Here is a 25,698-nt window from a genome sequence, read left to right as displayed (position 1 = left end):
CGGCGTCAAACGCGAAGCCACCAAGGCCCTCGACACCAACACCCCCGAAGCCCTGCGCGCCTTCCTCGAAACCGGCTACCGCCTCGCCCGGGCCGAAGACGACCGCGTCGCCATCGTCCGCATCCTCTCCGCCCCCGACTCCGGCCGCGGCGTCAAACGCGAAGCCACCAAGGCCCTCGACACCAACACCCCCGAAGCCCTGCGCGCCTTCCTCGAAACCGGCTACCGCCTCGCCCGGGCCGAGGACGACCGCGTCGCCGTCGCCCGCATCCTGGCCGACCCGGGCATCAGCGCGGCGCTCCGCGCGGCCGCCGAGGACGCCATCGACGGCACCCCGGAGGAGCTGCGGTACTTCCTGGAGGTCGGACGTTACGAGGTGGACGGCTGACACGCCGGAGCGGGCCGGCGGTGCAGCCGGCCCGCTCCGTCCGTCACCGGTCTCAGTGGAAGAAGTGCCGCGTGCCGGTGAAGTACATCGTGACGCCGGCCTTCTGCGCGGCCTCGACGACCAGCTCGTCGCGGACGGAACCGCCGGGCTGCACCACAGCCTTGACCCCGGCCTCGGTGAGGATCTCCAGGCCGTCCGGGAAGGGGAAGAACGCGTCGGACGCGGCGTACGAACCGGCCGCGCGCTCGGCACCGGCCCGCTCGACGGCCAGCTTCGCGGAGTCGACGCGGTTGACCTGCCCCATGCCGACGCCCACCGAAGCGCCGTCCTTGGCGAGCAGGATCGCGTTGGACTTCACCGCGCGGCAGGCCTTCCACGCGAAGGCCAGCTCGGCCAGCTCGTCGGCGCTCAGCGCGTCGCCGGTCGCCAGCGTCCAGTCGGCCGGGTCGTCGCCGTCGGCCTGGAGGCGGTCGGTCACCTGGAGCAGCGCGCCGCCGTCGATGGGCTTGACCTCGACCGGGGCGGTGGGCCCTTCTGCGCAGCGCAGCACGCGGATGTTCTTCTTCTTGGTGAGGGCCTCCAGGGCCCCGTCCTCATAGCCGGGCGCGACGATGACCTCGGTGAAGATCTCCGCGACCTGCTCCGCCATCTCCTTGCTGACCGGGCGGTTGACCGCGATCACGCCGCCGAACGCCGACAGCGGGTCACAGGCGTGCGCCTTGCGGTGCGCCTCGGCGACGTCCGCGCCGACGGCGATGCCGCAGGGGTTGGCGTGCTTGATGATCGCGACACACGGCTCGGCGTGGTCGTACGCGGCACGGCGGGCGGCGTCCGTGTCCGTGTAGTTGTTGTACGACATCTCCTTGCCGTGCAGCTGCTCGGCCCGGGCGAGGCCGCCGCCCTCCGGGGAGACGTAGAGCGCGGCGGGCTGGTGCGGGTTCTCGCCGTAGCGCAGGGTGTGCTCGCGCTCCCAGGTGGCGCCGAGGAAGTCGGGGAACCGCGACTCGTCGACGGGCGCGTAGGAGGAGGCGAACCAGGAGGCGACGGCCACGTCGTAGGCGGCCGTGTGCTGGAAGGCCTCGGCGGCGAGCCGCTTGCGGGTGCTGAGGTCGAAGCCCCCGCCCTGGACGGCCTTGAGCACGTCGGCGTAGCGGGCCGGGCTGGTGACGACCGCGACCGAGGGGTGGTTCTTGGCGGCGGCCCGGACCATCGAGGGCCCGCCGATGTCGATCTGCTCGACGCACTCGTCGGGCGAGGCACCGGAGGCGACGGTCTCGCGGAACGGGTAGAGGTTGACGACGACGAGGTCGAACGGCTCGACACCCAGCTCGGCGAGCTGCTCGCGGTGGCTGTCCAGGCGCAGGTCGGCGAGGATGCCGGCGTGCACGCGCGGGTGCAGCGTCTTCACCCGGCCGTCCAGGCACTCGGGGAAGCCGGTGAGCTCCTCGACCTTGGTGACGGGGACGCCGGCAGCGGCGATCTTCGCGGCGGTGGAGCCGGTGGAGACCAGCTCGACCCCGGCCTCGTGGAGCCCGCGCGCGAGGTCCTCCAGACCGGTCTTGTCGTAGACGCTGACGAGCGCCCGGCGAAGGGGCCGCTTGTTGCTCTCGGCGGTCACTGGATAACTACCTTTCGTCCCTCAATGCGATAGCCGTTGCGGGCGAGCCGCCCCACGACCTCGACGAGCAGCCTTCGCTCGACTTCCTTGATGCGCTCGTGGAGAGCGCCTTCGTCGTCCTCGTCCCGGATCTCCACCACGCCCTGCGCGATGATCGGCCCGGTGTCGACGCCGTCGTCGACGAAGTGGACGGTGCAGCCGGTGACCTTGGCGCCGTACGCGAGCGCGTCCCGCACGCCGTGCGCTCCCGGGAAACTGGGCAGCAGGGCGGGGTGCGTGTTGACGAACCGCCCCCCGAACCGCGCGAGGAACTCCTTGCCCACGATCTTCATGAACCCGGCGGAGACGACGAGGTCGGGCTCGTGGGCGGCGACGGCCTCGGCGAGGGCGGCGTCCCACTCCTCGCGGCTGCCGTGGTCCTTGACCTTGCACACGAAGGTGGGCAGCCCCGCCCGCTCGGCACGCGCCAGCCCCTCGATGCCCTCGCGGTCCGCGCCGACGGCCACGACCTCGGCCCCGTACGCCTGCGCACCGGTGGCGGCGATCTCGTCGAGCAGCGCCTGCAGGTTGGTGCCGGATCCGGAGACCAGCACGACGAGGCGCTTGGCGCGCGGGGCCACGGGCTTGGCGGCCACGGTGGTGGGCCTTTCTCGGGGGAGCGTCTGTCCAAGGCGGCCGGCATCCGACGTTTTGTACATTCATACGAATGCTTTGCGTCCCCGGATACGGGGAAGCCTACGAACCGGCCGACCGTCAGCAACGATACCGGCACACCGGGCGGCCCCCACGGGACGGGGGCAGGGCCGGGAGGTAGCGTCTGGACGGAGCCGGTTCGGGAACGACGTCCGGACGTGGTGCGTTCAGGAGGTGACGGACCCGGGTCCGACGCCGTTCCGTCCTGTCCACTCATTCCTCCTCACCAACGGGAAGACGCTCACCTGATGCCGGACCGCAGCCTGCGACTCCTCACGTTCCCCCAGCTGTCCCCACAGGGAGGGGAGCGCGGCGCCGTGCTGCTGCGGGAGCGCCCCAGCTCACCGCCCGACGCGCCTTCGGGCGGCGACGGCGGGGAGGAGCGGGGCCGCGGGTCCCAGGAGGACAACCCCTTCGCCCCGCCGCCCGAGGGCACGCCGGACCGGCCCTGGCAGCCGCGGCGCCCCTCGGGTGACGACTCCCAGGACTCCCAGGGCGGCCGTGGAGACCGCTCGCCCTGGGGCAGCCAGTGGAGCGACCAGCAGCCCGGCCGCTCCTCCGGCGGCTTCGGTGATCGCCCCCGCAGCGGGCCCGAGGGCCAGGGCGGCCCCCAGGGCGGCGGCCCGAACGTGCGCTGGGACCCGACCGACCCCGCGCAGCGCCGGGCGCGCTACGCCCTGCTGTCGGGCATGTGGGCCTTCTTCTTCGCCCTCTTCAGCTGGCCGTACGTGGCCCTGCTGCTCGGCGCGCTCGCCCTGTACTGGGCCATCAGCTCGCTGCGCGCCAAGCCCCGCAGGCCCGACCCGTCCTCCCCCGCCCCCGGGCAGCAGGGCGGCGGCCGCCCCCAGACGACGGCGGCGGTGAGCGGCCTGGTCACGGCGTCGCTGGCGATCGCCCTGGTCGCCGCGTCCTTCACGGCCCAGCTGGTCTACCGCGACTACTACACGTGCACCAACGACGCCCTCACGAACGAGGCGAAGCAGTCCTGCTCCGAGCTGCTGCCGGAGCAGCTCCGCGGGCTGCTGGGGACGGACGGCTGACGCTTCAGGGCGTTTCCGGCGGGCGGGGCCGGCCGGGCGGGGCCGGGGCGTCGTACGGCTCGGGGGCCGGGTCGGACGTCAGGAAGTCGTAGAGCCCGAAGTCCGTCTCGTACTCCTGGTCGCGCGGGCCCGGCCCGTGGGGGACGCGGGGCGCCTGCGGGGTGGGGTCGAGGGGATGGGGCGACGGGGTGCCGCCGACCGGTGAGGCGTCGGGCCCGGTGCGGCCCCCGTCTTCGGTTCCCCGGGCGACCCCGGGATCTCCGAAACCCCAGACGTCTCCGCCGACCTCGTCCCGCCCCGCCCCTCCGGCGTCCCGGGCGCCCTCGGCGGCTCCGGCCACCCCTGCGACGCCGGTGCGCGTGAACCAGCCGCGGGCGTGCCTCCGGAGCCGCCGTGGTCCCCGGGCGCCTTCGGCCGCTTCGTCGCTCTGCTTGCCGGTCTTCGGCTCCTCGGCCCGGGACGAGCGGCACCGCCAGGCCCGTACCCCGACCGCCGTCGGGATCGCCAGCAGTCCCAGCCAGGCCAGCGTCGCCGCGGCGACCTGCCACCACACCGGGCCGAAGCGGGACAGCACGGCAGAACCGATGGGGCCGCCCGACAGCGCGGCCAGCCCTGCGAGCACAGCCGCGCAGAGCAGCGAAGCCAGCGCGGCGGCACGGGCGGTGCGGCCGGCCGACCAGACCGCGGCCCGCTCGCCGCCAGGCTTCGTCCCGCCGCCCTCCGCGGGGGCCGCGCCCTCAGCCACCGTCCAGCCCACGACCAGCGCGGCGACCACCGGCACCGCCCCGGCCGCCCAGTGCACCGGCGCCCCCTTCCCCGCCTCCGGCACCGCCGCCAGCAGCGGAAAGGGCGGCAGGAACGGAGCCGGCGCCGAGGCCAGCGGGCCGACGGTGTGGCCGGCGCCGAGCGCGAAGCCCGGGCCGAGGGCATAGGCGGCGCCCCACACCGCCGCGTTCGGCACCAGGGCCGCGCACAGCAGCAGTACGGCGAAGCGCCCCGACCACCCCTCGGTCAGCCGGAAGAACGACGCCTGGGTCGCCGCACCATGGCCCACCATCGACGCCACCACCAGCAGCGCACCGCCCCCGAGGAGCACCACCGCCCCGGACGCCGCGGCCCGGGCCGCGACACCGGGGCGCCCGTCCGGGCCGAGCACCAGCGGGCGCGCTCCTTTCGGCAGCAGGTCCAGCAGCCGCCGCAGCGGCCGGCCCGGGCGGCCGTACGCCGACCACACGCCCGCCCCCGCCGCCACGACGGCGACCAGCGGGACGGACAGGCCCGTCCACACCCACGACGGCCGCAGCACCCCGCCCGCGGCGTACAGGGCGGCGGGCGCGGCGACGGCGAGGTAGCCGAGGACGACGCCCGTCCACGCGACGCGAGGGGAGACCAGGGGCGGGTCCGCGAGCGCCTCGGGGTACTCCTCGAAGTCGTCGTCCTCGTCTCCTCTCCCGCGGTCCGTGGCGTCCCGCGCCGCCCGGCGCAGCAGCCACACCGGCAGCGCGAGCAGCAACAGGGGCGGTACGCCGAGGGGGGCGGGGACGCCGGAGAGCGTGTCGGTGCGGACCAGCTCGGCGCCGTGCGCCAGCAGCCACAGCGCCGCCGCCACGTGCATGGCGCCACCGGGCCCGCTGTCCGGGTAGGGCGAGCTGATCCACAGCAGCATCACGAGCACGGCGAACGACGCGAGCCCGAGGCCGGCCGCGAGCGCACCCTCCGTGAGGCCGCCGACCAGCCCGGGCGAACGGTCGCGCAGCCGGGTGAGCAGGGGTGCCGGCGAACGTCGGCGGGCGGTCATCTCGATCACGACCGCCATGGTCCCAACGACACACGCTTTACCGCCGTAACAGGCGAACCTTCGCTGTGTCGCTAAAAATACGCTTATGTTCTTTTCCGGACGGAGGCGTGCCCTGTGACACAGAGCCCTGCCATCCAGCTCCCGCCGCCCAAGGAGCGCCGGCGCCTGCGCGAGGCCGCCTCGCTGACGCGGGCTCAGCTGGCCTCCCGGGTGGGTGTCACCAGCGAGACGGTGCGCGGGTGGGAGACCGGCCGCTCCACGCCGCGCGGCCGCAAGGCAGAGAAGTACGCGAAGCTGCTCGGATCGCTCGAATCGCACGGCGACGAGGCGGGAATGACGCCCGCTCAGGAGGGCGCCGCCGACTCCGGCGACCCGGAACCGGAGCCCGGTGCGGTCCTCTCGCGCAGAGCCGCACGCACCCGGCGCAAGACCGCCGCCCCCGACCGGAAACGACCCGCAGCGAAGGACCGGGGCCGCGGCCCCGTCACCGTCCCCGACCGGAGCCACACCTCCGTCCCGCACGGGCACCGCGTCATCCTCGCCGAACGCCCGCGGACGGCACCCCCGCGCCGACCGGACGACGCCATCGCCGCCCTGACCCCCGATCAGGCCTTCGACGCGCTGTACGCCTTCTGCGCCCCCGCCCTCGTCCGGCAGACCTATCTGCTGACCGGCCGCCGCGAACTGGCCCGGGAGTCGGTGGAGCGGGCCTTCCAGATCGCCTGGCAGCACTGGCCCGAGGTGGCCCGGGACCGCGACCCGGCGGGCTGGGTGCGGGCGATGGCGTACGAGTGCGCGCTCTCCCCGTGGCACCGCTTCCGGCCGCGCTACCGGCATCCCGAGCCGCCGCCGCCCGACGCGTTCGACCGCACGCTGATGGATTCCCTGCTGAACCTCCCGCCGTGCTACCGCCGCACCCTGGTGCTCTACGACGGGGTCGGGCTCGGCCTGCCCGAGACGGCGGCGGAGACGGAGGCGAGCACCCGTGCGGCCGTGAACCGGCTGGCGCACGCGCGCGAGGCGGTCGCCGAGCGGCTGCCGGAACTGGCGGACCCCGAGACGCTGCACTGGCGGCTGGTCGAACTGGCCTCCGTCGAGCGGCTGCGGGCGGCCAAACCGTCGGTCGTGCGCAAGGCCGGGGAACGCCGGGCCCGTTTCTGGACCCGGGCCGCCATCGCCTTCACGATCGCCCTGATCGGCACGACGGCCCTCACCGTGCGCACCGCCCCGACCCACTACGAGCCGCCGGTGCCCGAGGGGGAGACGGTCCAGGGCGTACCGCCGCGGATGGCGCCCGGGCCGCTGTCGGAGTCGGAGCGGAAGCTGCGGGCGAAGCTGCGCAAGGAGGAGCAGCGAGGGCCGGACCGGCTGCTGCCCCAGCCGTGGTGACGCCGGCCTTCGGGAAAGAGCCGTGGAAACCATGGGTGGAAACGGCGACGGGCCCGCCCCCCTGCGGGGAGCGGGCCCGTCTGTGAGCCGTGCGGCGCTGCTCAGCCGGCGAGGATGGCGCGGGCCAGCTTGGCCGTCTCGGTCGGCGTCTTGCCGACCTTGACGCCGGCGGCCTCCAGGGCCTCCTTCTTCGCGGCGGCCGTGCCGGAGGAGCCGGAGACGATGGCGCCGGCGTGGCCCATGGTCTTGCCCTCGGGCGCGGTGAAGCCCGCGACGTAGCCGACGACCGGCTTCTTCACGTTCTCCTTGATGAAGGCCGCGGCCCGCTCCTCGGCGTCGCCGCCGATCTCACCGATCATGACGATCAGGTCGGTGTCGGGGTCGGCCTCGAACGCGGCGAGGGCGTCGATGTGGGTCGTCCCGATGACCGGGTCGCCACCGATGCCGACGGCGGAGGAGAAGCCGATGTCGCGCAGCTCGTACATCATCTGGTACGTCAGCGTGCCGGACTTCGACACCAGGCCGATGCGGCCCGGCTTGGTGATGTCGCCCGGGATGATGCCGGCGTTGGACTGGCCCGGGGTGATGAGACCGGGGCAGTTCGGGCCGATGATCCGGGTCTTGTTGCCCTTGGACACGGCGTAGGCGTAGAACGCGGCCGAGTCGTGGACGGCGATGCCCTCGGTGATGACGACCGCGAGCGGGATCTCGGCGTCGATGGCCTCGACGACGGCCGCCTTGGCGAAGGCCGGCGGGACGAAGAGGACGGACACGTTGGCGCCCGTCTTCTCGATCGCCTCGGCGACCGTGCCGAAGACCGGGATGTCGTTGCCGTCGATGTCGACGGACGTGCCCGCCTTGCGGGGGTTCACGCCACCGACGATGTTCGTGCCGTCGGCCAGCATGAGCTTGGTGTGCTTCATGCCCGTGGCACCGGTCATGCCCTGGACGATGACCTTGCTGTCCTTGTTGAGGAAGATAGCCATGGCTGTTTAGTCCCTCGTCCCTTACTTCGCAGCCGCGAGCTCGGCGGCCTTGTCGGCCGCGCCGTCCATGGTGTCCACGCGCTGGACCAGCGGGTGGTTGGCGTCGGAGAGGATCTTGCGACCCAGCTCGGCGTTGTTGCCGTCCAGACGGACGACGAGGGGCTTGGTGACTTCCTCGCCCTTGTCGGCGAGCAGCTGCAGCGCCTGGACGATGCCGTTGGCGACCTCGTCACAGGCGGTGATGCCACCGAAGACGTTGACGAAGACGGACTTGACGTCCGGGTCGCCGAGGATGATCTCCAGGCCGTTCGCCATGACGGCGGCGGAGGCGCCACCACCGATGTCGAGGAAGTTGGCGGGCTTGACGCCACCGTGCGCCTCACCGGCGTACGCGACGACGTCCAGGGTGCTCATGACGAGACCCGCGCCGTTGCCGATGATGCCGACCTCGCCGTCGAGCTTGACGTAGTTGAGGTTCTTCTCCTTGGCGGCGGCCTCGAGCGGGTTGGCCGCGGCCTTGTCCTGGAGGGCCTCGTGCTCCGGCTGACGGAACTCGGCGTTCTCGTCCAGGGAGACCTTGCCGTCCAGGGCGATGACCTCACCGGAGGCGACCTTGGCCAGCGGGTTGACCTCGACCAGGAGGGCGTCCTCCTTGATGAAGGTGTCCCACAGCTTGACCAGGACGTTCACGACCTTGTCGGCGACCTCGGCCGGGAACTTGGCGGCCGCGACGATCTCGCGGGCCTTGGCCTCGGTGACACCCTCGTTGGCGTCGATCGGCGTCTTGGCGACGGCCTCCGGGCGGGTGGCCGCCACCTCCTCGATCTCCATGCCGCCCTCGACGGAGGCGATGGAGAGGAAGGTGCGGTTGGCACGGTCCAGGAGGAAGGAGACGTAGTACTCCTCCACGATCTCCGGGGCCGTCTCGGCGATCATCACCTTGTGGACCGTGTGGCCCTTGATGTCCATGCCGAGGATGTTGGTCGCGTGCTCGACCGCCTCGTCGGCGGTGCCGGCGAGCTTGACGCCGCCCGCCTTGCCACGGCCGCCGACCTTCACCTGGGCCTTGACGACGGACTTGCCACCGAGGCGCTCGGTGGCTGCGCGGGCCGCCTCAGGCGTGTCGATGACTTCACCGGCCAGCACCGGTACATCGTGCTTGGCGAAGAGGTCCCTCGCCTGGTACTCGAACAGGTCCACGCGCTTCCGTCCCTATCAGTGATCTCGCGGTTCGTTGTCTGCGTGGGCGTGCCGCGAGGGCAACGTGACGTCCGCTGTCTGTCACAAGGGAGGCGCACACGGTGTCCGAGCGCGCGGCATGTCCGTCTCGCAGGTTATCGCTGCTTCCGGGGGGCCTCTAAATCGAGGGTCACACCTGAGCGGTGATACCTGTCACATGATGCCGCGCGCACTGGCACGGCGTGCCGGTGGTGAGGGGCCTCACCGGGATGGGGTTGACCCGGTGAGGCCCGCCGGACACCCCGGAGGGAGCACGAAGGCCCTGTTCAGGGCCCGGCTCTCCGGGGCGCCTGGCCGGGCGGTCCCCACCCCAATGGGGGCCGCCCGACCCATCCACGAGGTTGCGGCCTCGGACCACCGACGGCTTTCGGCAGTCCGGGCGTGACGCCTCGTGAAGCACTGGGAGCGGGAGGGGTGCCGCGGGGCACCCCGGGCCGGGGCCGGCCGGGCGAGGAGCTCTCCACCCCCCGGGGGCGGGCCTGCGGCGGGGAGACCTCGACGGCCGTCCGTGCTAACCGGGGAAAAGGGGGATGCCCCGGTGACCGCACCGGGTGCCGGCCCCGGAGGTGCGGGCCTCCGCACCCGACACGAGCGTGAGCGGCGCCCCGGGGCTCGGGATGACGGCCTGGGCATCCCCGTGCCGCGACGAGCCGCTGTCGGCCATGCACCGGTTGCCGAGCACGCCGCCGGGACAGCCGCCGGGCGAGTGGCCGGCGGCCGGGGTACGTCCCGCGTGCGGGGAGGTTCCGGGGCGGCTGGGGTGACTGGGGCGGCCGAGGGGGTGGGCGGATCTGAGGTGGCGGGCGTGGATGCCTGAGCCCGCCGGGCCCGCGTGAGCGGGGTGGGGCTCGTGGCCGGTGGCCGCGGTGCCCGGTTTACCGGCCTGCGGCGAGGGACCGGCTTCGTCAGCGGGCGTCGCCGCCGTCGCCGACGGCCCGCCCGGCTGCGGGTCGGCCGTTACAGGGGCGGGGAAGGCGGGAGGAGTGGGTGGAGCGGGTGTTTCCGGGAGCGCTACGGCGGGGTCGCCGGGTGGTGTAGGCGGGACCGACGGGTCCAGCCCGTCCGGCAGGTCCGGCAGCGCGGGTGAGTCGGGCAGCCCGGGCGTGGTGGGCGGCACCGGTGAGTCCGGCAGCCAAGGCAATGCCGGGGGATGCGGCAGCTCAGGCAACGCCGGGGGATGCGGCAGCTCAGGCAACGCCGGGGGATGCGGCAGCCCAGGCGAGGACGGCAACGCCGGGAAGTCGGCTGGAACCGGGAGGCCCGAGACGGTCGGAAGGTCCGGCAGCAGCGGGTGCGACGACAACCCGGACAGCTCCGGAGGCTCCACGTGGGACGGGCGCTCCATGTGCGACGGGCGCTCCGGCGCCGGGCGCTCCACGTTGGACGGCCGCTCGAGCACCGGCCGCCCCACGTGCGACGGCCGCTCGGACGGATGACTCCGCGAGGACGACGATGACGGCGGCGACACCTTCACCAGCGTGTCTGCCGGCCCGTGGCGCCCGAGTCGCCCCACCTCACCGGCACCCCGAACGAGCCGCTGACCGCTGACGACTCCCCAGGCCCTGCCCTCCGGCCGCGCCCCCACACCGCCGACATCGCTCTCCGCATGGGCCTGCTCCCCCCACAGCAGCCCCATGACCAGCAACCCGCCGACCAGCAGCGCCACTTCGAGCGCACGCCGTCCGGCCGCCGTGCGCAGCGTGCGCAACGCGGCTCCGGACAGGGCTGGTGACCAGCTCAAGAGGGGAAGCTTCCTCCCGTGCGACGGAAGCGGTACCGCCCGGCCGGCACCCCGCACGGCCGAGCAGGCGCCGATCCTCGCACGGGAGTGCGGAGGTTGCGCAAGCCCTTGCTTACCGATGGACCATCATGTCCGTTTTGCTGCACCAAGTCGGACGACGACCCATCGACAAATCGTCATCTGCCCCCTCCTCCAGGGCACTTCACACAGCGTCCCTCACGCCGCGTCCGGTATCGGCAACGGCCGCTTCTCGATCGCCGCCGCCATCACCTCCGGGAACAGATCGGGCGTGCAGGCGAACGCCGGTGCCCCCAGCGCCGCGAGCGCGGCCGCGTGCTCCCGGTCGTACGCCGGCGCCCCTTCGTCCGAGAGCGCCAGCAGCGTCACGAACTGCACGCCCGACGCCGTCATCGCGGACACCCGCTTGAGCATCTCGTTGCGGATGCCGCCTTCGTAGAGGTCGCTGATCAGCACGACCACCGTCTCCGCGGGACGGGTGATCTGCGACTGGCAGTACGCGAGCGCCCGGTTGATGTCCGTGCCACCGCCGAGCTGCGTGCCGAACAGCACGTCGACCGGGTCGTCCAGCTGGTCCGTGAGGTCGACGACCGCCGTGTCGAAGACGACGAGTCGCGTGGAGATCGTCCGCATCGAGGCGAGCACCGCCCCGAACACCGATGCGTAGACAACCGATGCCGCCATGGATCCCGACTGGTCGATACAGAGGATGACCTCCTTCTTCGTGGACTGGGCTGCCCGCCCGTACCCGATGAGCCGCTCCGGCACGATCGTTCGGTACTCGGGCAGGTAGTGCTTGAGGTTGGCCGCGATGGTGCGGTTCCAGTCGATGTCGTGGTGACGGGGCCGGTTGATCCTGGCGCTGCGGTCGAGGGCGCCGGTCAGGGTGGCCCTGGTGCGGGTGGCGAGCCGCTTCTCCAGGTCCTCGACGACCTTGCGCACGACGGCCCGGGCCGTCTCCTTCGTCGTCTCCGGCATCGCCTTGTTGAGCGACAGCAGCGTGCCGACGAGGTGCACGTCGGCCTCGACCGCCTCCAGCATCTCCGGCTCCAGCAGCAGCGTGGCGAGACCCAGCCGGTCGATGGCGTCGCGCTGCATGACCTGCACGACGGAGGAGGGGAAGTACGTCCGGATGTCCCCGAGCCAGCGCGCCACGGACGGCGCCGACGCCCCGAGCCCCGCCGAACGGTCCCGGCCCCCTTGTGACCTGCCGTCCTTCCTGCCGTAGAGCGCGGTGAGCGCTCCGTCCATCGCCGCGTCCTGCCCCGCCAGCGCGCAGCCGGTGCCGTCCGCCGCGTCGCCCCCGAGGACGAGCCGCCAGCGACGCAGCCGCTCCTGCGCCCGGTCCGTGACCTCGGACGTCATGCCCGCCCTCCCTTCTGAGGCCGCTCCCACAGCGGGATCACCGGCACGGTCGTCGACGGCCGCATCTCCGCCCGGAACCCGCCCGCCACGGTGGCTCCCACCTCCGGTGCCGCCGTCCGCTCCCTCAGTGCCTCGGTCGTCATCCCGTCACCCCCGCCAGGTTGTTGCCGGTGTTGTTGCCGGCGTTCTCGTCCATTTCGTCCAGCCCGAGCAGCAGCCGCACGACCGGCAGCACCGCGTCCGCGCGCACGGTGTCGAAATCGGCCGCGAAGCCGGGTGCCCCGCTTCCGGCGGCTGTCGCGCCGCCACCGGTTCCCGGTCCGCGTCGGACCAGTTCGCCGAGAGTCCGGCGCACTCCGGGCTCGTACGCGGAGAACGTCCGCCGCAGCAGGGGCAGTACGTCCGTGAAGGCCTCGGCCGGCACCCCGGTCAGCCACGCGTCGACCAGTCCGAGCAGCCGCTCGTCGTGCACCAGGAGCATCCCGCCCCCGGAGCCCCCTCCGACGAAGCCCTCGATCCACGCGGCCGCGTCCGCCGGCGGTGTGCCCGGCGAGAGGACGAGTCCCATCAGCAGTGCCGCCTCGTCCTGGGCCAGCTGCCCGTCGTCGAGCAGCAGCCGGACGGCCCGCCCCCGGATGACCCCGGGCACGGTGTCCCGCCCGGACAGCACCCGCAGTACCGACTGCCAACGGCCTCTCAGCCGGGCGTGCCCCGCCGCCGGGGCGTCGCCCAGCAAGGCCACGGCCCCGTGCACCGCGTCCACATGGCCCCGCATCTCCTCGGCGGCGTCCGCGTCGAGCGCGGCGCAGGCCGGGGGAAGACCGACGAAGACCCGCTCGGCCAGTCCCGCAGCGACCTCCGCCAGGGCTCCGGTGTCCGTGCCGCGTACGTCTCCGTAGCGCAGGGAGCGGACCAGGGCCGGGAGCGCCTGGGCGAGATGACCGACGTCCGTGTCGAGGGCCGCCCGGTCGGCGAGGACCCGCATCACCGTGGGCAGGGCGTCGGGCAGTTCGGCCAGCAGGCAGCGCTCGGCGAGACCGGTGACGCCGGCGAGGCCCTCCGCGCTGACGGCGTCCGCCTCGGCCTTGGCGGTCGCGGCGGACAGGACGGTCGTCCCCCACACTCCGGCCTCGGCGACCCGCACGGACAGCTCGGGCTCCCAGCGCAGCCGCCAGGTCTCCCGGAACGTGCCCGTGCTGCCCCGCGACGCGGCCGGTTCGCCCCACGCGATACCGAGCAGGCGCAGCCGGTGCAGCAGTCTGCTGCGGGCGGCGTCGTTCTCCTTGCGCAGGTCGAGCTCCAGCTCCCGCTCCAGCGCCTCCGGCTTCAGCCGCAGGCGGCGTTGCAGCCGTGTGAGGTCCCGCTGCAACGGCACCGCCGGTGCCGACGGCGGCACCTCCCCCAGTTCGTCCCCCACGACCAGCCGGTCCCGGACGAGTGCCAGCGGCACGTCCGAGCCCTCGCACATCACCGCCCGCACGGCGTCGGTCGTCTCGCTCAGGCCGGGCAGCGGACGGCCGCGCATCGCGGCGAGCGTCTCGGCCAGCCGCACCGCCTCGATGACGTGCGCGGAGGAGACGATCCGGTCCTCGGCGCGCAGCAGCCCCGCGACCTTGGTCAGCCACCGCTCCACCGGCCGGTCCGGGGCGCTGAACAGGTGCCCGTACCAGCCCGGTGAGTCGATGCCGGCCCCGTACCCGCTGGTCCGGGCGAGCCGGCGGTGCGTCCACGGCACCCAGGTCATGTCCGCCTTGACCTTGGGCAGCCCCTTCAGCAGCGCCCTGTCGGCGGCGACGGTGGTCTTCTGCCGCAGTGCGGGCACGTGCCAGGCCCCGCAGACCACCGCCACACCACCCTCGAACTCCCGCTGTGCGGCCCGCATCTGGAGCCGCATGTACGCCTCCCGCACCAGATCCCGGCCGTGGCCCCCGCTGCCGAAGGTCTCCCGCAGCGCGCCCATGGCCTCCTCCAGCGCGGTGAAAGGCGCGAGTGCGTCGTCCTCCTCCGCACCCCGGTGCTCCACGACGTCCTCCCACCACCGCTCCGGGTCGTCGTAACCCGCGGCGTCGGCGAGCACTCCGAGCGGATCGATCCGGAGCTCGGTGGAGGTGGGGCCGGTGTCCCCCGCCGGCGGCACCTCGGCCGCCGGCGGACGTTCGCCCTCTGTTCCCGCCGCGTCCTCCTGCCTCCCCCAGGCCAGCGTGTGTGTGGCCGGCAGGTCGATGAAGCGGGCCGGGACGTCGTGTTCCAGGGCCCAGCGCAGGGCGATCCACTCCGGGGAGAAGCCGGCCAGCGGCCAGAACGCCGAGCGGCCGGGCTCTTCCACGGCGTGGGCGAGCAGGGCGACCGGCGGCCGCATCTCCTCGTCGGCGGCGAGCGGGATCAGGGCGTCTGCCTCGGGCGGCCCCTCGATCAGCACGATCCGCGGCCGGACCTCCTCCAGCGCCGCCCGCACCGCCCGCGCCGAACCCGGCCCGTGGTGCCGCACCCCGAGCAGCACCGGCCCCGCCCCGGTCCCCCGGCCCGCGGCCTGTTCCACACCGGTCACTTCATCCCCCTCCCGTCCCGCACGTTCCCGCCCGGTCCCGCGGGCGTCCGCCGTCCCGTCGACCGGGGCCACCGCCCCGCGTCGCTCACACGCTCACCTCGCGGCAGGCCCGGTAGAAGTCCTTCCAGCCGTCCCGCTCGCGGACCACCGTCTCCAGGTACTCCTGCCAGATGACGCGGTCCGCCGCCGGGTCGCGGACCACCGCGCCGAGGATGCCCGCGGCGACGTCGCCCGGCCGCAGCACGCCGTCGCCGAAGTGGGCCGCCAGGGCGAGCCCGTTGGTGACGACGGAGATCGCTTCGGCGGTGGACAGCGTGCCGCTGGGCGACTTCAGCTTCGTCCGCCCGTCGGTGGTGACCCCGTCACGCAGCTCGCGGAAGACCGTGACGACCCGGCGGATCTCGTCGAGCCCGTCGGGCGCGGCCGGCAGGTCGAGGGAGCGGCCGATCTGGTCGACGCGCCGGGAGACGATGTCGACCTCCGCCTCGGGGCTCTCCGGCAGGGGCAGCACCACCGTGTTGAAGCGGCGGCGCAGGGCGCTGGACAGGTCGTTGACGCCGCGGTCGCGGTCGTTGGCCGTGGCGATCAGGTTGAATCCGCGGACCGCCTGCACCTCCTGGCCCAGTTCCGGTATCGGCAGCGTCTTCTCCGACAGGATCGTGATGAGCGTGTCCTGCACGTCGGCCGGGATACGCGTCAGTTCCTCGACCCGGGCCGTCATGCCGTCGGCCATGGCCCGCATGACGGGGCTGGGCACGAGGGCGTCGCGGCTCGGGCCGTGGGCGAGCAGCTGCGCGTAGTTCCAGCCGTAGCGGATGGCCTCCTCGGGGGTGCCGGCGGTGCCCTGCACCAGCAGCGTTGAGTCACCGCTGACCGCGGCGGCCAGGTGCTCGGACACCCAGGTCTTCGCCGTGCCCGGGACGCCGAGCAGGAGCAGGGCGCGGTCGGTGGCGAGCGTCGTGACGGCGACCTCGACGAGGCGGCGCGGGCCGACGTACTTGGGACTGATCACCGTGCCGTCCGGCAGGGTGCCGCCGAGCAGGTACGTCGCGACGGCCCAGGGCGACAGCTTCCAGCGGGCCGGGCGCGGCCGGTCGTCCTGAGCGGCCAGCGCGGCGAGTTCATGGGCGAAGGCGTCCTCGGCGTGCGGTCGCAACGCCTGGGTCGGCCCCGTCTCCCCCGCTTCGACGGACGTCGGCTCCACGGACACGGTCATGGCAAAGTCCCCCTCCAGCTCGGCCGGTTCGGATCTGTCGCCAACGTTGCACCACACCACTGACAATGCGTTCCGACCTGCGGAAATGCCCTGCGGGAGCCGTCGGCGGACCCGATTGTCAGTGGTGGGATCTACCTTCGGTGGCATGACTCAGCAGGGGGTGCGCTGGACCGCGGACCAGGTGCTGGCACTGGCGCCTGACGCCGCATCACGCAAAGCGGGAAGCAAACTCGGCGCGGCGGGGCCGTGGTCCGAGGCGGGGAGTTCCGACGAGGGGACGGTGTGGGGGCTGTGCAAGGGCAGCGGGAGCAAGCCGTATCAGACGGTCGTGGACATCGCGGACGCCGCCGGGCCCGCGTACAAGTGCAGTTGCCCGAGCCGCAAGTTCCCGTGCAAGCACGCGCTGGGGCTGTTGCTGCTCTGGGCCGCCGACGACGCGGCGGTGCCCCCGGGGCAGGCGCCGGAGTGGGCCGCGCGGTGGGCGGCGGGGCGGCGCGAGCGCGCGGAGGCGAAGAGGACCGGGGCCGGCTCCGCTGCGCCGTCCGGGTCCGCTGATCCCGAGGCGGCGCGACGGCGTGCGGAGCGCCGGGCCGAGCGGGTCTCGGCGGGCGCGGTGGAGCTGGAGCAGCGTCTGGTCGACCTGCTGCGCGGTGGTCTGGCGACCGCGGAGCAGTCGGGGTACGGCCTCTGGGAGGAGACGGCGGCCCGCATGGTCGACGCCCAGGCCCAGGGACTGGCGGGCCGGGTGCGGGAATTGGGGGCGATCCCGTCGACCGGCCCGGGCTGGCCGGTGCGGCTGCTGGAGGAGTGCGCGCTGCTGCATCTCCTGGGGCGGGGCTGGCTGCGCCGCGACCGGCTCCCGGCCGGTCTCGCCGCCACGGTCCGCTCCCGCATCGGCCTCCCGGCCTCCGCGGACGGCCCGCCGCTGCGCGACCGCTGGCAGGTCCTGGCCCAGTACGACACGACGGACCCGCGCCTGACGACCCGCCGGATCTGGCTGCACGGCGCCGACTCGCATCGCACCGTGCTGCTCCTTTCCTACGGCGCCGCCGGCCGCGCCCCGGAGCTGACGCTGCCGGTGGGCCTGAGCCTGGAGGCGGAGGTGTCCGCGTACCCGGGCGCCGGCCAACCGCGGGTGGCCCTGGGCGAACAGTTCACCCCGCCCGCGCCCGCGGCGATACGTCCGCCGGGGATGACCACGTCCCAGGCGGTGGCCCGTTACGGCGACGCCCTGCGCGACGACCCGTGGCTGGAGTCCGTCCCGGTGACGCTGGACCGGGTCGTTCCCACACCGGACGGCGACTCCTGGCAGCTGGCGGACGCCGACGGGGACACGGCGCTGCCGCTCACTCCCGCCGCGCGTTCGCGGCCCGGCCTGTGGCGGCTCGTCGCCCTGTCGGGCGGGGCTCCGGTCAGGGTCTTCGGCGAGTGCGGCCACCAGGGCTTCACTCCGCTGACGGCCTGGCCCGAGGGTCCGGGCGACGCGGTCGCGCTGTGCTGAGGCTGCGGCAGCGGCTCCGCCCGCCGCACTTCGGCCGGCCTCACCCATCCCATCGGCCGACGCATTTTTCAGGCATCACGGGACAACCGGTAAGGGCGAGCCTTCAACTACCGGGCGCCCCGCGGAAAGGAAGCTCATGACCAGGACCTCCGCTCCTGTGGACGCGCCCGGCGCGGACGCCTGGGAGGGGCTCGTCACCACCGCGCTGCTGGGCACCGACCGGCGCACCCCACCGGGCACCGCGCCGGGCCCGGACGCACCCCTGGCTCTGCTGGACGCGGCGGCCGTGGCGGCCGTACGGCGACGGGCCGGTCTGCGTCCGGCGCGGGCGGCCGAGCGTCCGCAGGCGGCTCCGGAGGACGCCCGTCCGGCGTTGCCGCCGGCGGCCGCCCGCAGGCTGGCGATGCTGCTGGCCGACCGCCCCGGCCCGTCCGGTGGCGGACGGCGGGGCGCCGCGCCCGATCTGACGGAGCTGCTGCCGCAGTGGCTCGCGGTGGCGAACGCCCGTGGTTTCGCTCCGCCCCCGCAGGTGCTCCCGGCGTTGCTGGACGCGGCCCGGGGGCGTACCGACCTGCGTCCGGCGGCGCTGGAGTTCGCGGGGCCGCGAGCCCTGTGGCTGGCCCGGCTGAACCCGGACTGGCGGTTCGCCCTGCGTGCGACCCCGGGCGGCGGAGCGGCCCCGCCGCACCTGGAGGACGCCGACAGGATCCGGCAGTTGTGGCAGGAGGGCCTGTTCGCCGAACGCGTCGCCCTGCTGTCCGCCCTGCGCTCTCGCGACCCGGCTGCCGCGCGCGACCTGCTCGCGACGACCTGGGCGACGGAGCGGGCCGAGGACCGGCTGATGTTCCTCGACTCGCTGCGCGAAGGCCTCGGCCCGGACGACGAGCCGTTCCTGGAACAGGCCTTGGCGGATCGCAGCCGCAATGTCCGGGCGACGGCCGCGGAACTGCTGTCGGCCCTGCCCGGTTCGGCGCTCGCCGCCCGGATGGCGGTCAGGGCGGAGGCGTGCGTCGCCATCGACCACATGCGCTCCTCCCCGCCCCGAGGGACCGGCGGGGAGAAAGGACCCGCAGAGACCCCGGCGACCACTCCGGTGATCGCCGTCGAGGCGCCGCACGAGTGCGATCCGGGCATGGAACGCGACGGCGTCGTGGCGAAGGCGCCCGCGGGGCGCGGCGAGCGGTCCTGGTGGCTCGGTCAGCTGGTGGAGGCGGCGCCGCTCGGGACGTGGTCGCGGCGGCTCGGCGGGCGCACGCCCCGGGAGATCGTGGCGCTGCCGGTGGCGGACGGCTGGCAGGGCGAGTTGCACGCGGCGTGGTGCCGGGCGGCGGTGCGCCAGCGGGACCCGGCGTGGTCACGCGCGCTGCTCGGCGATCCGTCGGCGCCGGAGGCGGGCGGGCCGGGTGCGGTGTCCCTGGCCGAACGCGCCAAGCTGCTCGGCACGCTGGGCGCCGCCGAACGGGCCGAGTGGGTGGCCGGGTTCATCGCCGCGCACGGCCTGTCCGAGGCCTTCCAACTGCTCGGGGTGTGTGCGGTGCCCTGGGCGGCCCCGCTCGGCCGGGCGGTGGTGGACGCGCTCAACATCGCTCGGGACGCAGGGAGCTATCCATGGAGTTTCAGCGGGGTCATGGGCCTGGCCGAGCGCTGCCTCGACCCGTCCGAGGCATCCCGGCTGGACGCGCTGCTGGCCGTACCCGACGAACCGGAGAACGCGTCGCCGGGAGCCGGGGGCTACTGGGCGGAGGCCTTCCAGCGCCTGGTCACGACCCTGCGTCTGCGTGCGGCGATGGCCGAGGAGCTGGGAGCGGCCTGACCCTCGCCGGCGCATTCGGAGGCGGGTGCCCTGCGGTGGCCGACTGCCGCGCGGCGTGCCGACGACCGGGGCGGACGCCGGAGGCAGTCGCGACCGGCCACCCGGCCGATCGGCTCCGCCGAACCGAGGGCGCACCGGCCGGGGCCGGACCACGGCATCCGGGCCGGTCCGCCGGTGGCCTACGCCTCCGCGGCCTGGCGGGCGTTCGTCCGGACCCAGTCCACGATCGAGGCCGTCGTCGCGCCCGGCGTGAAGATCTCCGCGACGCCCTTCTCCTTCAGCAGGGGGATGTCCGCCTCGGGGATGATCCCGCCGCCGAAGACCAGGATGTCCTCCGCGTCCCGCTCCCTGAGCAGATCGATGACGGCCGCGAAGAGCGTGTTGTGCGCCCCGGAGAGGATGGACAGCCCGATCGCGTCGGCGTCCTCCTGGAGCGCCGTGTCGACGATCTGCTCGGGGGTCTGGTGGAGCCCGGTGTAGATGACTTCCATACCGGCGTCGCGCAGGGCACGCGCGATCACCTTGGCCCCGCGATCGTGGCCGTCGAGCCCCGGCTTGGCCACCACCACGCGGATCGGACCGGCTGCCACACCCATCACTGCCTCCATGAAGCGCCTACATCCATCGGTACCGACAAGTACCGCACACATCGGGCAAGACGTACACGCCGCACCGCACAAACACCTCACCCCGAACCGTCCGGGCAAGTGAACGAACGTTATCTCCAGCATCCCGCAACCGGCAGTTTCGCGGTGGATACAGAGGGGGAAATCACACGATGGGACAAGCGCAAGGGGAGCCGCACCGGGGTTGCCGTTCCGCCGCACCACCCATCACGGACCGCGGCAGCACGGCACTTCGGCGAAAGCACGCAGGGCAAGCACCGCACGCACAGCACGCAGGGCAGACACGGCGCACCAGCGGGGAGCCTCGTCACCCCACTTATCGGGGACCTCCGTCGCACCACCGGCGTCACATACGCCACACGCCGCGCTCTGCCCCCGCAGCTCACGCGGCTCACGCCGCTCTCGCGGTCATCGCCGGCCGTCTTCGCAGCTGCTTTCCACGAGGGCACACGGGGGGCGGAGGCGCCCTCCCGCGTGCCGACAGGAGGTCGGCCATGAAGGTCACGTGGGCTGCTCTGCCCTTTCTTCCGTTCTGCGAGCGCCTGCTGCCGGGCAGACTGGCGGGACTCTCCCTGGCTCTCCTGAAGGCCACCGCCCTGGAGATCGCGATCCTGGCCGGGCACCTCCTCCTCTATCCGTCGGGCATCACCCAGGAGCGCCGCGCCCCCGTCCCCGCGCTGCCCGCGGACGGCGCCGCCCAACTGCCCACGGAGGCCAAGCCGCCGGTCCTGCTGCTGCACGGATTCATCGACAACCGCTCGGTCTTCGTCCTGCTGCGCCGCAGCCTCGCCCAGCACGGCAGGCAGCAGATCGAGTCCCTCAACTACTCGCCGCTGACCTGTGACATACGGGTCGCCGCCGAACGGCTCGGCCGGCACATCGAGGAGATCTGCGAGCGCACGGGGGCCGACCGGGTCGACGTCGTCGGGCACAGCCTCGGCGGACTGATAGCGCGTTATTACGTGCAGCGGCTCGGCGGCGACACGCGCGTACGGACCCTGGTCACGCTCGGCACGCCGCATTCCGGAACCCGGGTGGCGCCCTTCGCCGACGCGCACCCCATCGTGCGCCAGATGCGCCCCGGCTCACCGGTGCTCGAGGAGCTCGCTCTGCCCGCCCCTGACTGCCGTACGCACTTCGTCAGCTTCTGGAGCGACCTGGACCATGTGATGGACCCGCTGGAGACGGCCTGCATCGACCATCCCGATCTGACGGCGCAGAACGTGCGCGTGACCGGCATCGGCCATCTCGCCCTGCCCGTGCACCCCGCGGTCGCCAACGGCATACGGCAGGTTCTGGACACGGCACACGCGGGTGAACCGTCCGCCGAACACACCGGCGGTCTGACGGTCGCCTGAGAATCGTCATACAGCGATCACTCGGCGTCGAAGCACCGATCAACCTCGAACAAACTTCGAACACAGGGCCAAACCCGTGCCCGCCGTCCGCCAAAACACGGCCGAATGCCCGTTTCCTGCGCGCGCGAAACCTGCCGAAGATTGTCGTGCCCGCGTACCGCCGGGTACAGTCGCCGCACTGCTCTGGCAGCCCCTGTTGTCGAGGCGAAAGAGAAGTTGGTGAACGACCGTCACCCGTCGGGGACCATGACCCCGGCTCCGGCTTCCGACGCCGCCTCCGCGCACTACGCGTCGTACGGCACCCAGGAAGCCCAGTACGGCGACTTCACCACGTACGGCGACTACGCCGCCACTGGATTTGACCCCACCGGTACCCACGGCGCCGGTTTCGACGCCACCGGGCACGTCACCGCGAGCTTCGCGACCGACCCCCTCTTCGGCGACATGCCGGGCAGCGGCCAGGACACGGGCAGCTACGACACCGGCCACTGGCCCACCGGCACGCACGAGAACGTGCACTACGACGCCTACGCGGCCCAGCACCACGCCGCCTACGACACGGGCGTCTACGACACGACCTCCTGGACGGCCGAGCAGCAGCCGATGTCGGCCATCCCGTCCCAGGCCCCTTCCCCCGACGCCACCGGGCAGTGGGAGTCCGGCGCCTGGCTCCAGCCGGACCAGGCCGGCAACCCCGCCGACCACACCCAGCAGTGGGAGTGGGGCACGCAGACCTTCGACACGGGCGCCTACGACGCCACACAGTGGAACTCCGACGGCACCGCGGCTTCGGAAGCCGACGCTTACGAGCACCCCGCCGAAACCTTCGACCAGCACGAGACCGCGACGTTCGAGCAGGTCGCCCACGACGAGTCCGCCGGGGCCGGTTTCCACGACACCGCCGCGGACGGCGATGAGCCGGCCGCCACCGGTGAACTGCCCGTCGTCACCCCGCTCCTGGACGGTCAGGAAGATGTCGCCCCCGCCGCCCCGTCGTCGCGGGTGGCCTCGCGCGCCGCTTCCCGTTCCCGCCGGCGTACACCCCCCAAGCGCTCGGCGCTGATGACCATCGCGGTGCCCTCGGCCTGTGTGATGGGTGTCGCCGGGATCGCCGCCGCCTCGGTCGGCGGCTTCGCCGACGACAGTGCCGCCGAGGCGCGGACGACCGCGGCGGACGCGCAGCCGGTCAAGCCGGCCGCCGCCAACAACAAGCTGGACACCCAGCTGCAGAGCCTCTCCGCCGGCGCCGACGACTTCGCCGACCGGGCCAGCCGTACGCAGGAGCGCATCGACCTCAAGGCCCAGCAGGCGGCGGAGAAGAAGCGGGCGGCGGAGGAAGCGGCCCGCAAGGAGCGGCTGCGCCCCAAGTTCGCCCTGCCGGTCGCGCGGCACGGACTCAGCGCCTACTACGGCCAGTCCGGCATCAACTGGATGTCCCTGCACACCGGCATCGACTTCCCCGTCTCGTACGGCACGACCGTGATGGCCGCGACCGACGGCACCGTGCGCACCCAGTGGAACAGCGCGTACGGCAACATGATGATCGTGACCGCCAAGGACGGCACGGAGACGTGGTACTGCCACCTCTCCACCTACACGGTCCCCTCGGGTACGACCGTGAAGGCGGGCGATGCGATCGCGCGCTCCGGCAACTCCGGCAACTCCACCGGTCCGCACCTGCACTTCGAGGTGCGCCCGGCCGGCGGCTCGGCGATCGACCCGCTCCCGTGGCTGCGCAGCCACGGCATCGACCCGACGTAACGTCCCGGCAGCCCCGCCGGTCCGGCCGACGGGGCTCACCTCACGGGACTACAGCTTCTCCACCGGCGCGTACCGCAGCAGCAGCCGCTTCGGCTTGGTGTCCCCGAAGTCGATCGTGGCCTCGGCGTTCCCGCCGGTGCCCTTGACCGCGACGACGGTCCCGAGCCCGAACTGGTCGTGTGTGACGCGGTCCCCGACCGCCAGGGCCACGACCGGCTTCTCGGCGGTGCGGCGCGTGGCGAAACCGGAGGCGCCCGAGGCCGACGAGCGGGAGCGGGACGAGGACAGCGAGGCGGCCACCGCCGAGACCGGCCCGGAGGAGGCGGGCGCGGTCGCTCCCGTGCGCTTCCACTCCACGTGGGCCGGCGGGATCTCCTCCAGGAACCGGGAGGGCGGGTTGTACGACGGCTGACCCCAGGCGCTGCGCAGGGTGGACCGCGTCAGATACAGCCGCTCCCGAGCGCGCGTGATGCCGACGTAGGCCAGGCGCCGCTCCTCCTCCAGCTCCTTGGTCTGCCCGAGGGCGCGCATGTGCGGGAAGACGCCGTCCTCCATGCCGGTCAGGAAGACGACCGGGAACTCCAGGCCCTTGGCGGTGTGCAGGGTCATCAGGGTGATGACGCCGTCGCCGTCCTCCTCGTCGGGGATCTGGTCGGAGTCGGCGACCAGCGCGACCTGCTCCAGGAAGTCGGACAGTGTGGTCTGCTCGTCCTCGCCGCGCTCCTGCTCGAACTCCATGGCGACGGCGGCCAGTTCCTGGAGGTTCTCGATCCGGGTCTCGTCCTGCGGGTCGGTGGAGGCCTGCAGCTCGGCGAGGTATCCCGTGCGCTCCAGCACGGCTTCCAGAACCGTGGCCGGTCCGGCGCCGGATTCGACGATGGTGCGGAGGTCCTCCATCAGCGTGTTGAACCGCTTGACGGCGTTGGTGGAGCGCGCGGCCATGCCGTACGCCTCGTCGACACGCCTGAGCGCCTGCGGGAAGCTGATCTTCTCCCGCTGGGACAGGGCGTCGATCATCGCCTCGGCGCGGTCGCCGATGCCCCGCTTGGGGACGTTGAGGATCCGGCGCAGCGGTACCGAGTCCTCGGGGTTGGCCAGGACGCGCAGGTAGGCCAGGACGTCCCGGACCTCCTTGCGCTCGTAGAAGCGGACGCCGCCGACGACTTTGTAGGGCAGGCCGACGCGGATGAAGACCTCTTCGAAGACACGGGACTGGGCGTTGGTGCGGTAGAAGACGGCGACGTCGCCGGCCTTGGCCTCGCCGGCGTCCGTGAGGCGGTCTATCTCGTCGGCGACGAACTGCGCCTCGTCGTGCTCGGTGTCGGCGACGTAGCCGGTGATGCGGGCGCCGGAGCCGGCGTTGGTCCACAGGTTCTTGGGGCGGCGGGACTCATTGCGCTCGATGACCGCGTTGGCGGCGCTGAGGATCGTCTGTGTGGAGCGGTAGTTCTGCTCCAGCAGGATCGTCGTCGCCTCCGGGTAGTCCTCCTCGAACTGGAGGATGTTGCGGATCGTCGCGCCGCGGAAGGCGTAGATCGACTGGTCGGCGTCGCCCACGACGCACAGCTCGGCGGGCGGGACCTCGGCCTCGGGCGGTACGTCGACCGGGTGCTCGGAGGTGCCGACCAGCTCCCGGACCAGGGCGTACTGGGCGTGGTTGGTGTCCTGGTACTCGTCGACCAGCACGTGCCGGAAGCGGCGGCGGTAGTGCTCGGCCACGTCCGGGAAGGCGCGCAGGAGATTGACCGTCGTCATGATCAGGTCGTCGAAGTCGAGGGCGTTCGCCTCGCGCAGCCGCGACTGGTACATGGCGTAGGCCTGGGCGAGGGTCTTCTCGAAGCCGTCGGTGGCCTGGGCGGCGAAGTCCTCCTCGTCGATCAGCTCGTTCTTCAGGTTGCTGATCTTGGCGCTGAAGGACTTCGGCGGGAAGCGCTTGGGGTCGAGGTCCAGGTCGCGGCAGACCAGGGCCATGAGGCGCTTGGAGTCGGCGGCATCGTAGATCGAGAAACTCGATGTGAAGCCGAGTTTCTTGCTCTCGCGGCGGAGGATGCGCACGCACGCGCTGTGGAACGTCATGACCCACATGGCGTTGGCGCGCGGGCCGACGAGCCGCTCGACGCGCTCCTTCATCTCGCCGGCGGCCTTGTTGGTGAAGGTGATCGCGAGGATCTGGCCCGGGTGCACGCCGCGCTCGGCGAGCAGGTGGGCGATGCGGTGCGTGAGCACACGGGTCTTGCCGGAGCCGGCACCGGCCACGATGAGCAGCGGGGAGCCGGAGTGGACGACGGCGGCGCGCTGGTTGTCGTTCAGCCCCTCCAGGAGCGCGGCGGTGTCCACCACCGGGCGGGGAGCGCCGTCCCGGTAGTAGGCGTCCCGGTCCGGGGGCGCGTCGAACTTCCCGCCGAACAGATCGTCCGGAATCGGCTCCGGTACGTGATCGTCCTCGGGCGGCGGCGGGGGCTCGTCCGCGGGGCCCCGCTGGGCCTGGAGGTTCGCCAGGAAGCTGTCGTCAAAGAGGCTGCTCATCGCTCTCCGAGTCTAGGGCGCCCCACTGACAGCCCGCCGCCGCCCTGAGAACATCGCCGCGCGCCCGGGCCCGC

The 25,698-nt window shown here is 73.1% G+C and carries 19 protein-coding genes; 7 read left to right on the top strand and 12 right to left on the bottom strand.

What is annotated here, in order from left to right; translation table 11 throughout:
- A partial coding sequence (locus tag HNR57_RS11535; protein WP_184559491.1) for an ALF repeat-containing protein occupies positions 1-388 on the top strand: 388 nt, incomplete at its 5' end.
- Between the two features lie 52 nt (positions 389-440).
- Here the strand turns inward: HNR57_RS11535 and purH are convergent.
- Both purH and purN read right to left on the bottom strand, forming a co-directional pair.
- Positions 441-2,006, bottom strand: coding sequence for a bifunctional phosphoribosylaminoimidazolecarboxamide formyltransferase/IMP cyclohydrolase (purH, locus tag HNR57_RS11530; protein ID WP_184559489.1), 1,566 nt, complete (start codon positions 2,004-2,006; stop codon positions 441-443).
- Entirely contained in the window at positions 2,003-2,641 is a 639-nt protein-coding gene (gene purN / locus HNR57_RS11525) for a phosphoribosylglycinamide formyltransferase (protein WP_184559487.1), read from the bottom strand. Before purN ends, purH begins: the two co-directional genes overlap by 4 nt.
- A gap of 306 nt (positions 2,642-2,947) precedes the next feature.
- Here purN and HNR57_RS11520 point away from each other — a divergent pair, with 306 nt between their 5' ends.
- Positions 2,948-3,739, top strand: a complete 792-nt coding sequence (locus HNR57_RS11520) for a hypothetical protein (protein ID WP_184559485.1) — start codon at positions 2,948-2,950, stop codon at positions 3,737-3,739.
- 4 nt (positions 3,740-3,743) lie between these two features.
- Here HNR57_RS11520 and HNR57_RS11515 read toward each other — a convergent pair whose 3' ends face one another.
- Positions 3,744-5,555 carry a cell division protein PerM gene (locus HNR57_RS11515; RefSeq protein ID WP_184559483.1) on the bottom strand — a complete coding sequence of 604 codons (1,812 nt, stop codon included), beginning with the start codon at positions 5,553-5,555 and terminating at the stop codon, positions 3,744-3,746.
- A 96-nt stretch (positions 5,556-5,651) separates the two neighbouring features.
- Between HNR57_RS11515 and HNR57_RS11510 the strand changes: the two genes are divergently transcribed.
- Positions 5,652-6,926 (top strand): helix-turn-helix domain-containing protein, encoded by a 1,275-nt coding sequence (locus HNR57_RS11510; RefSeq protein WP_184559481.1) that lies wholly within the window; start codon positions 5,652-5,654, stop codon positions 6,924-6,926.
- A gap of 101 nt (positions 6,927-7,027) precedes the next feature.
- Here the strand turns inward: HNR57_RS11510 and sucD are convergent, their stop codons facing one another.
- From sucD to HNR57_RS11475, 7 genes are all read right to left on the bottom strand, one after another.
- Positions 7,028-7,912 carry a succinate--CoA ligase subunit alpha gene (sucD, locus tag HNR57_RS11505; protein ID WP_062928672.1) on the bottom strand — a complete coding sequence of 295 codons (885 nt, stop codon included), beginning with the start codon at positions 7,910-7,912 and terminating at the stop codon, positions 7,028-7,030.
- A 21-nt stretch (positions 7,913-7,933) separates the two neighbouring features.
- Complete coding sequence (gene sucC, locus HNR57_RS11500; RefSeq protein WP_184559479.1) at positions 7,934-9,112, bottom strand: ADP-forming succinate--CoA ligase subunit beta; 1,179 nt, start codon at positions 9,110-9,112, stop codon at positions 7,934-7,936.
- A gap of 550 nt (positions 9,113-9,662) precedes the next feature.
- Positions 9,663-10,892 (bottom strand): hypothetical protein, encoded by a 1,230-nt coding sequence (locus HNR57_RS11495; protein WP_184559477.1) that lies wholly within the window; start codon positions 10,890-10,892, stop codon positions 9,663-9,665.
- A 216-nt stretch (positions 10,893-11,108) separates the two neighbouring features.
- Positions 11,109-12,275, bottom strand: a complete 1,167-nt coding sequence (locus HNR57_RS11490) for a VWA domain-containing protein (RefSeq protein WP_184559475.1) — start codon at positions 12,273-12,275, stop codon at positions 11,109-11,111.
- Complete coding sequence (locus tag HNR57_RS11485) at positions 12,272-12,418, bottom strand: hypothetical protein (RefSeq protein WP_184559473.1); 147 nt, start codon at positions 12,416-12,418, stop codon at positions 12,272-12,274. The genes HNR57_RS11490 and HNR57_RS11485 overlap by 4 nt, the downstream gene beginning before the upstream one ends.
- Positions 12,415-14,823, bottom strand: coding sequence for a DUF5682 family protein (locus HNR57_RS11480; protein WP_184559471.1), 2,409 nt, complete (start codon positions 14,821-14,823; stop codon positions 12,415-12,417). The genes HNR57_RS11485 and HNR57_RS11480 overlap by 4 nt, the downstream gene beginning before the upstream one ends.
- 85 nt (positions 14,824-14,908) lie before the next feature.
- A complete protein-coding gene (locus HNR57_RS11475) occupies positions 14,909-16,039 on the bottom strand; it encodes an ATP-binding protein (RefSeq protein WP_184559469.1) in 1,131 nt (376 codons plus the stop codon).
- A 145-nt stretch (positions 16,040-16,184) separates the two neighbouring features.
- On the opposite strand from HNR57_RS11475, the gene HNR57_RS11470 reads away from it, so the two are divergent.
- Both HNR57_RS11470 and HNR57_RS11465 read left to right on the top strand, forming a co-directional pair.
- Entirely contained in the window at positions 16,185-17,540 is a 1,356-nt protein-coding gene (locus HNR57_RS11470; protein WP_184559467.1) for an SWIM zinc finger family protein, read from the top strand.
- A 136-nt stretch (positions 17,541-17,676) separates the two neighbouring features.
- The gene (locus HNR57_RS11465; RefSeq protein WP_184559465.1) at positions 17,677-19,353 is read left to right on the top strand and encodes a DUF5691 domain-containing protein; all 1,677 of its coding nucleotides are present in this window, start codon (positions 17,677-17,679) and stop codon (positions 19,351-19,353) included.
- Between the two features lie 179 nt (positions 19,354-19,532).
- On the opposite strand, the gene icmB is transcribed toward HNR57_RS11465, so the two are convergent.
- A complete protein-coding gene (gene icmB / locus HNR57_RS11460) occupies positions 19,533-19,949 on the bottom strand; it encodes a coenzyme B12-dependent isobutyryl CoA mutase small subunit (protein ID WP_184559463.1) in 417 nt (138 codons plus the stop codon).
- A gap of 524 nt (positions 19,950-20,473) precedes the next feature.
- Between icmB and HNR57_RS11455 the strand changes: the two genes are divergently transcribed.
- A complete protein-coding gene (locus HNR57_RS11455) occupies positions 20,474-21,337 on the top strand; it encodes an esterase/lipase family protein (protein ID WP_184559461.1) in 864 nt (287 codons plus the stop codon).
- Positions 21,338-21,556: 219 nt separating this feature from the next.
- On the top strand, positions 21,557-23,098 hold the full coding sequence (locus tag HNR57_RS11450) for a M23 family metallopeptidase (RefSeq protein ID WP_376772219.1): 1,542 nt from the start codon (positions 21,557-21,559) through the stop codon (positions 23,096-23,098).
- A 48-nt stretch (positions 23,099-23,146) separates the two neighbouring features.
- Here HNR57_RS11450 and pcrA read toward each other — a convergent pair whose 3' ends face one another.
- Entirely contained in the window at positions 23,147-25,624 is a 2,478-nt protein-coding gene (gene pcrA, locus HNR57_RS11445) for a DNA helicase PcrA (RefSeq protein WP_184559457.1), read from the bottom strand.
- Positions 25,625-25,698: the final 74 nt, after the last annotated feature.

The sequence above is a fragment of the Streptomyces paradoxus genome, from assembly GCF_014202475.1.
GTDB lineage: Bacteria > Actinomycetota > Actinomycetes > Streptomycetales > Streptomycetaceae > Streptomyces > Streptomyces paradoxus.
Note: the sequence above shows the minus strand (reverse complement) of the source record. Positions and strands in the feature narration are given on the sequence as shown.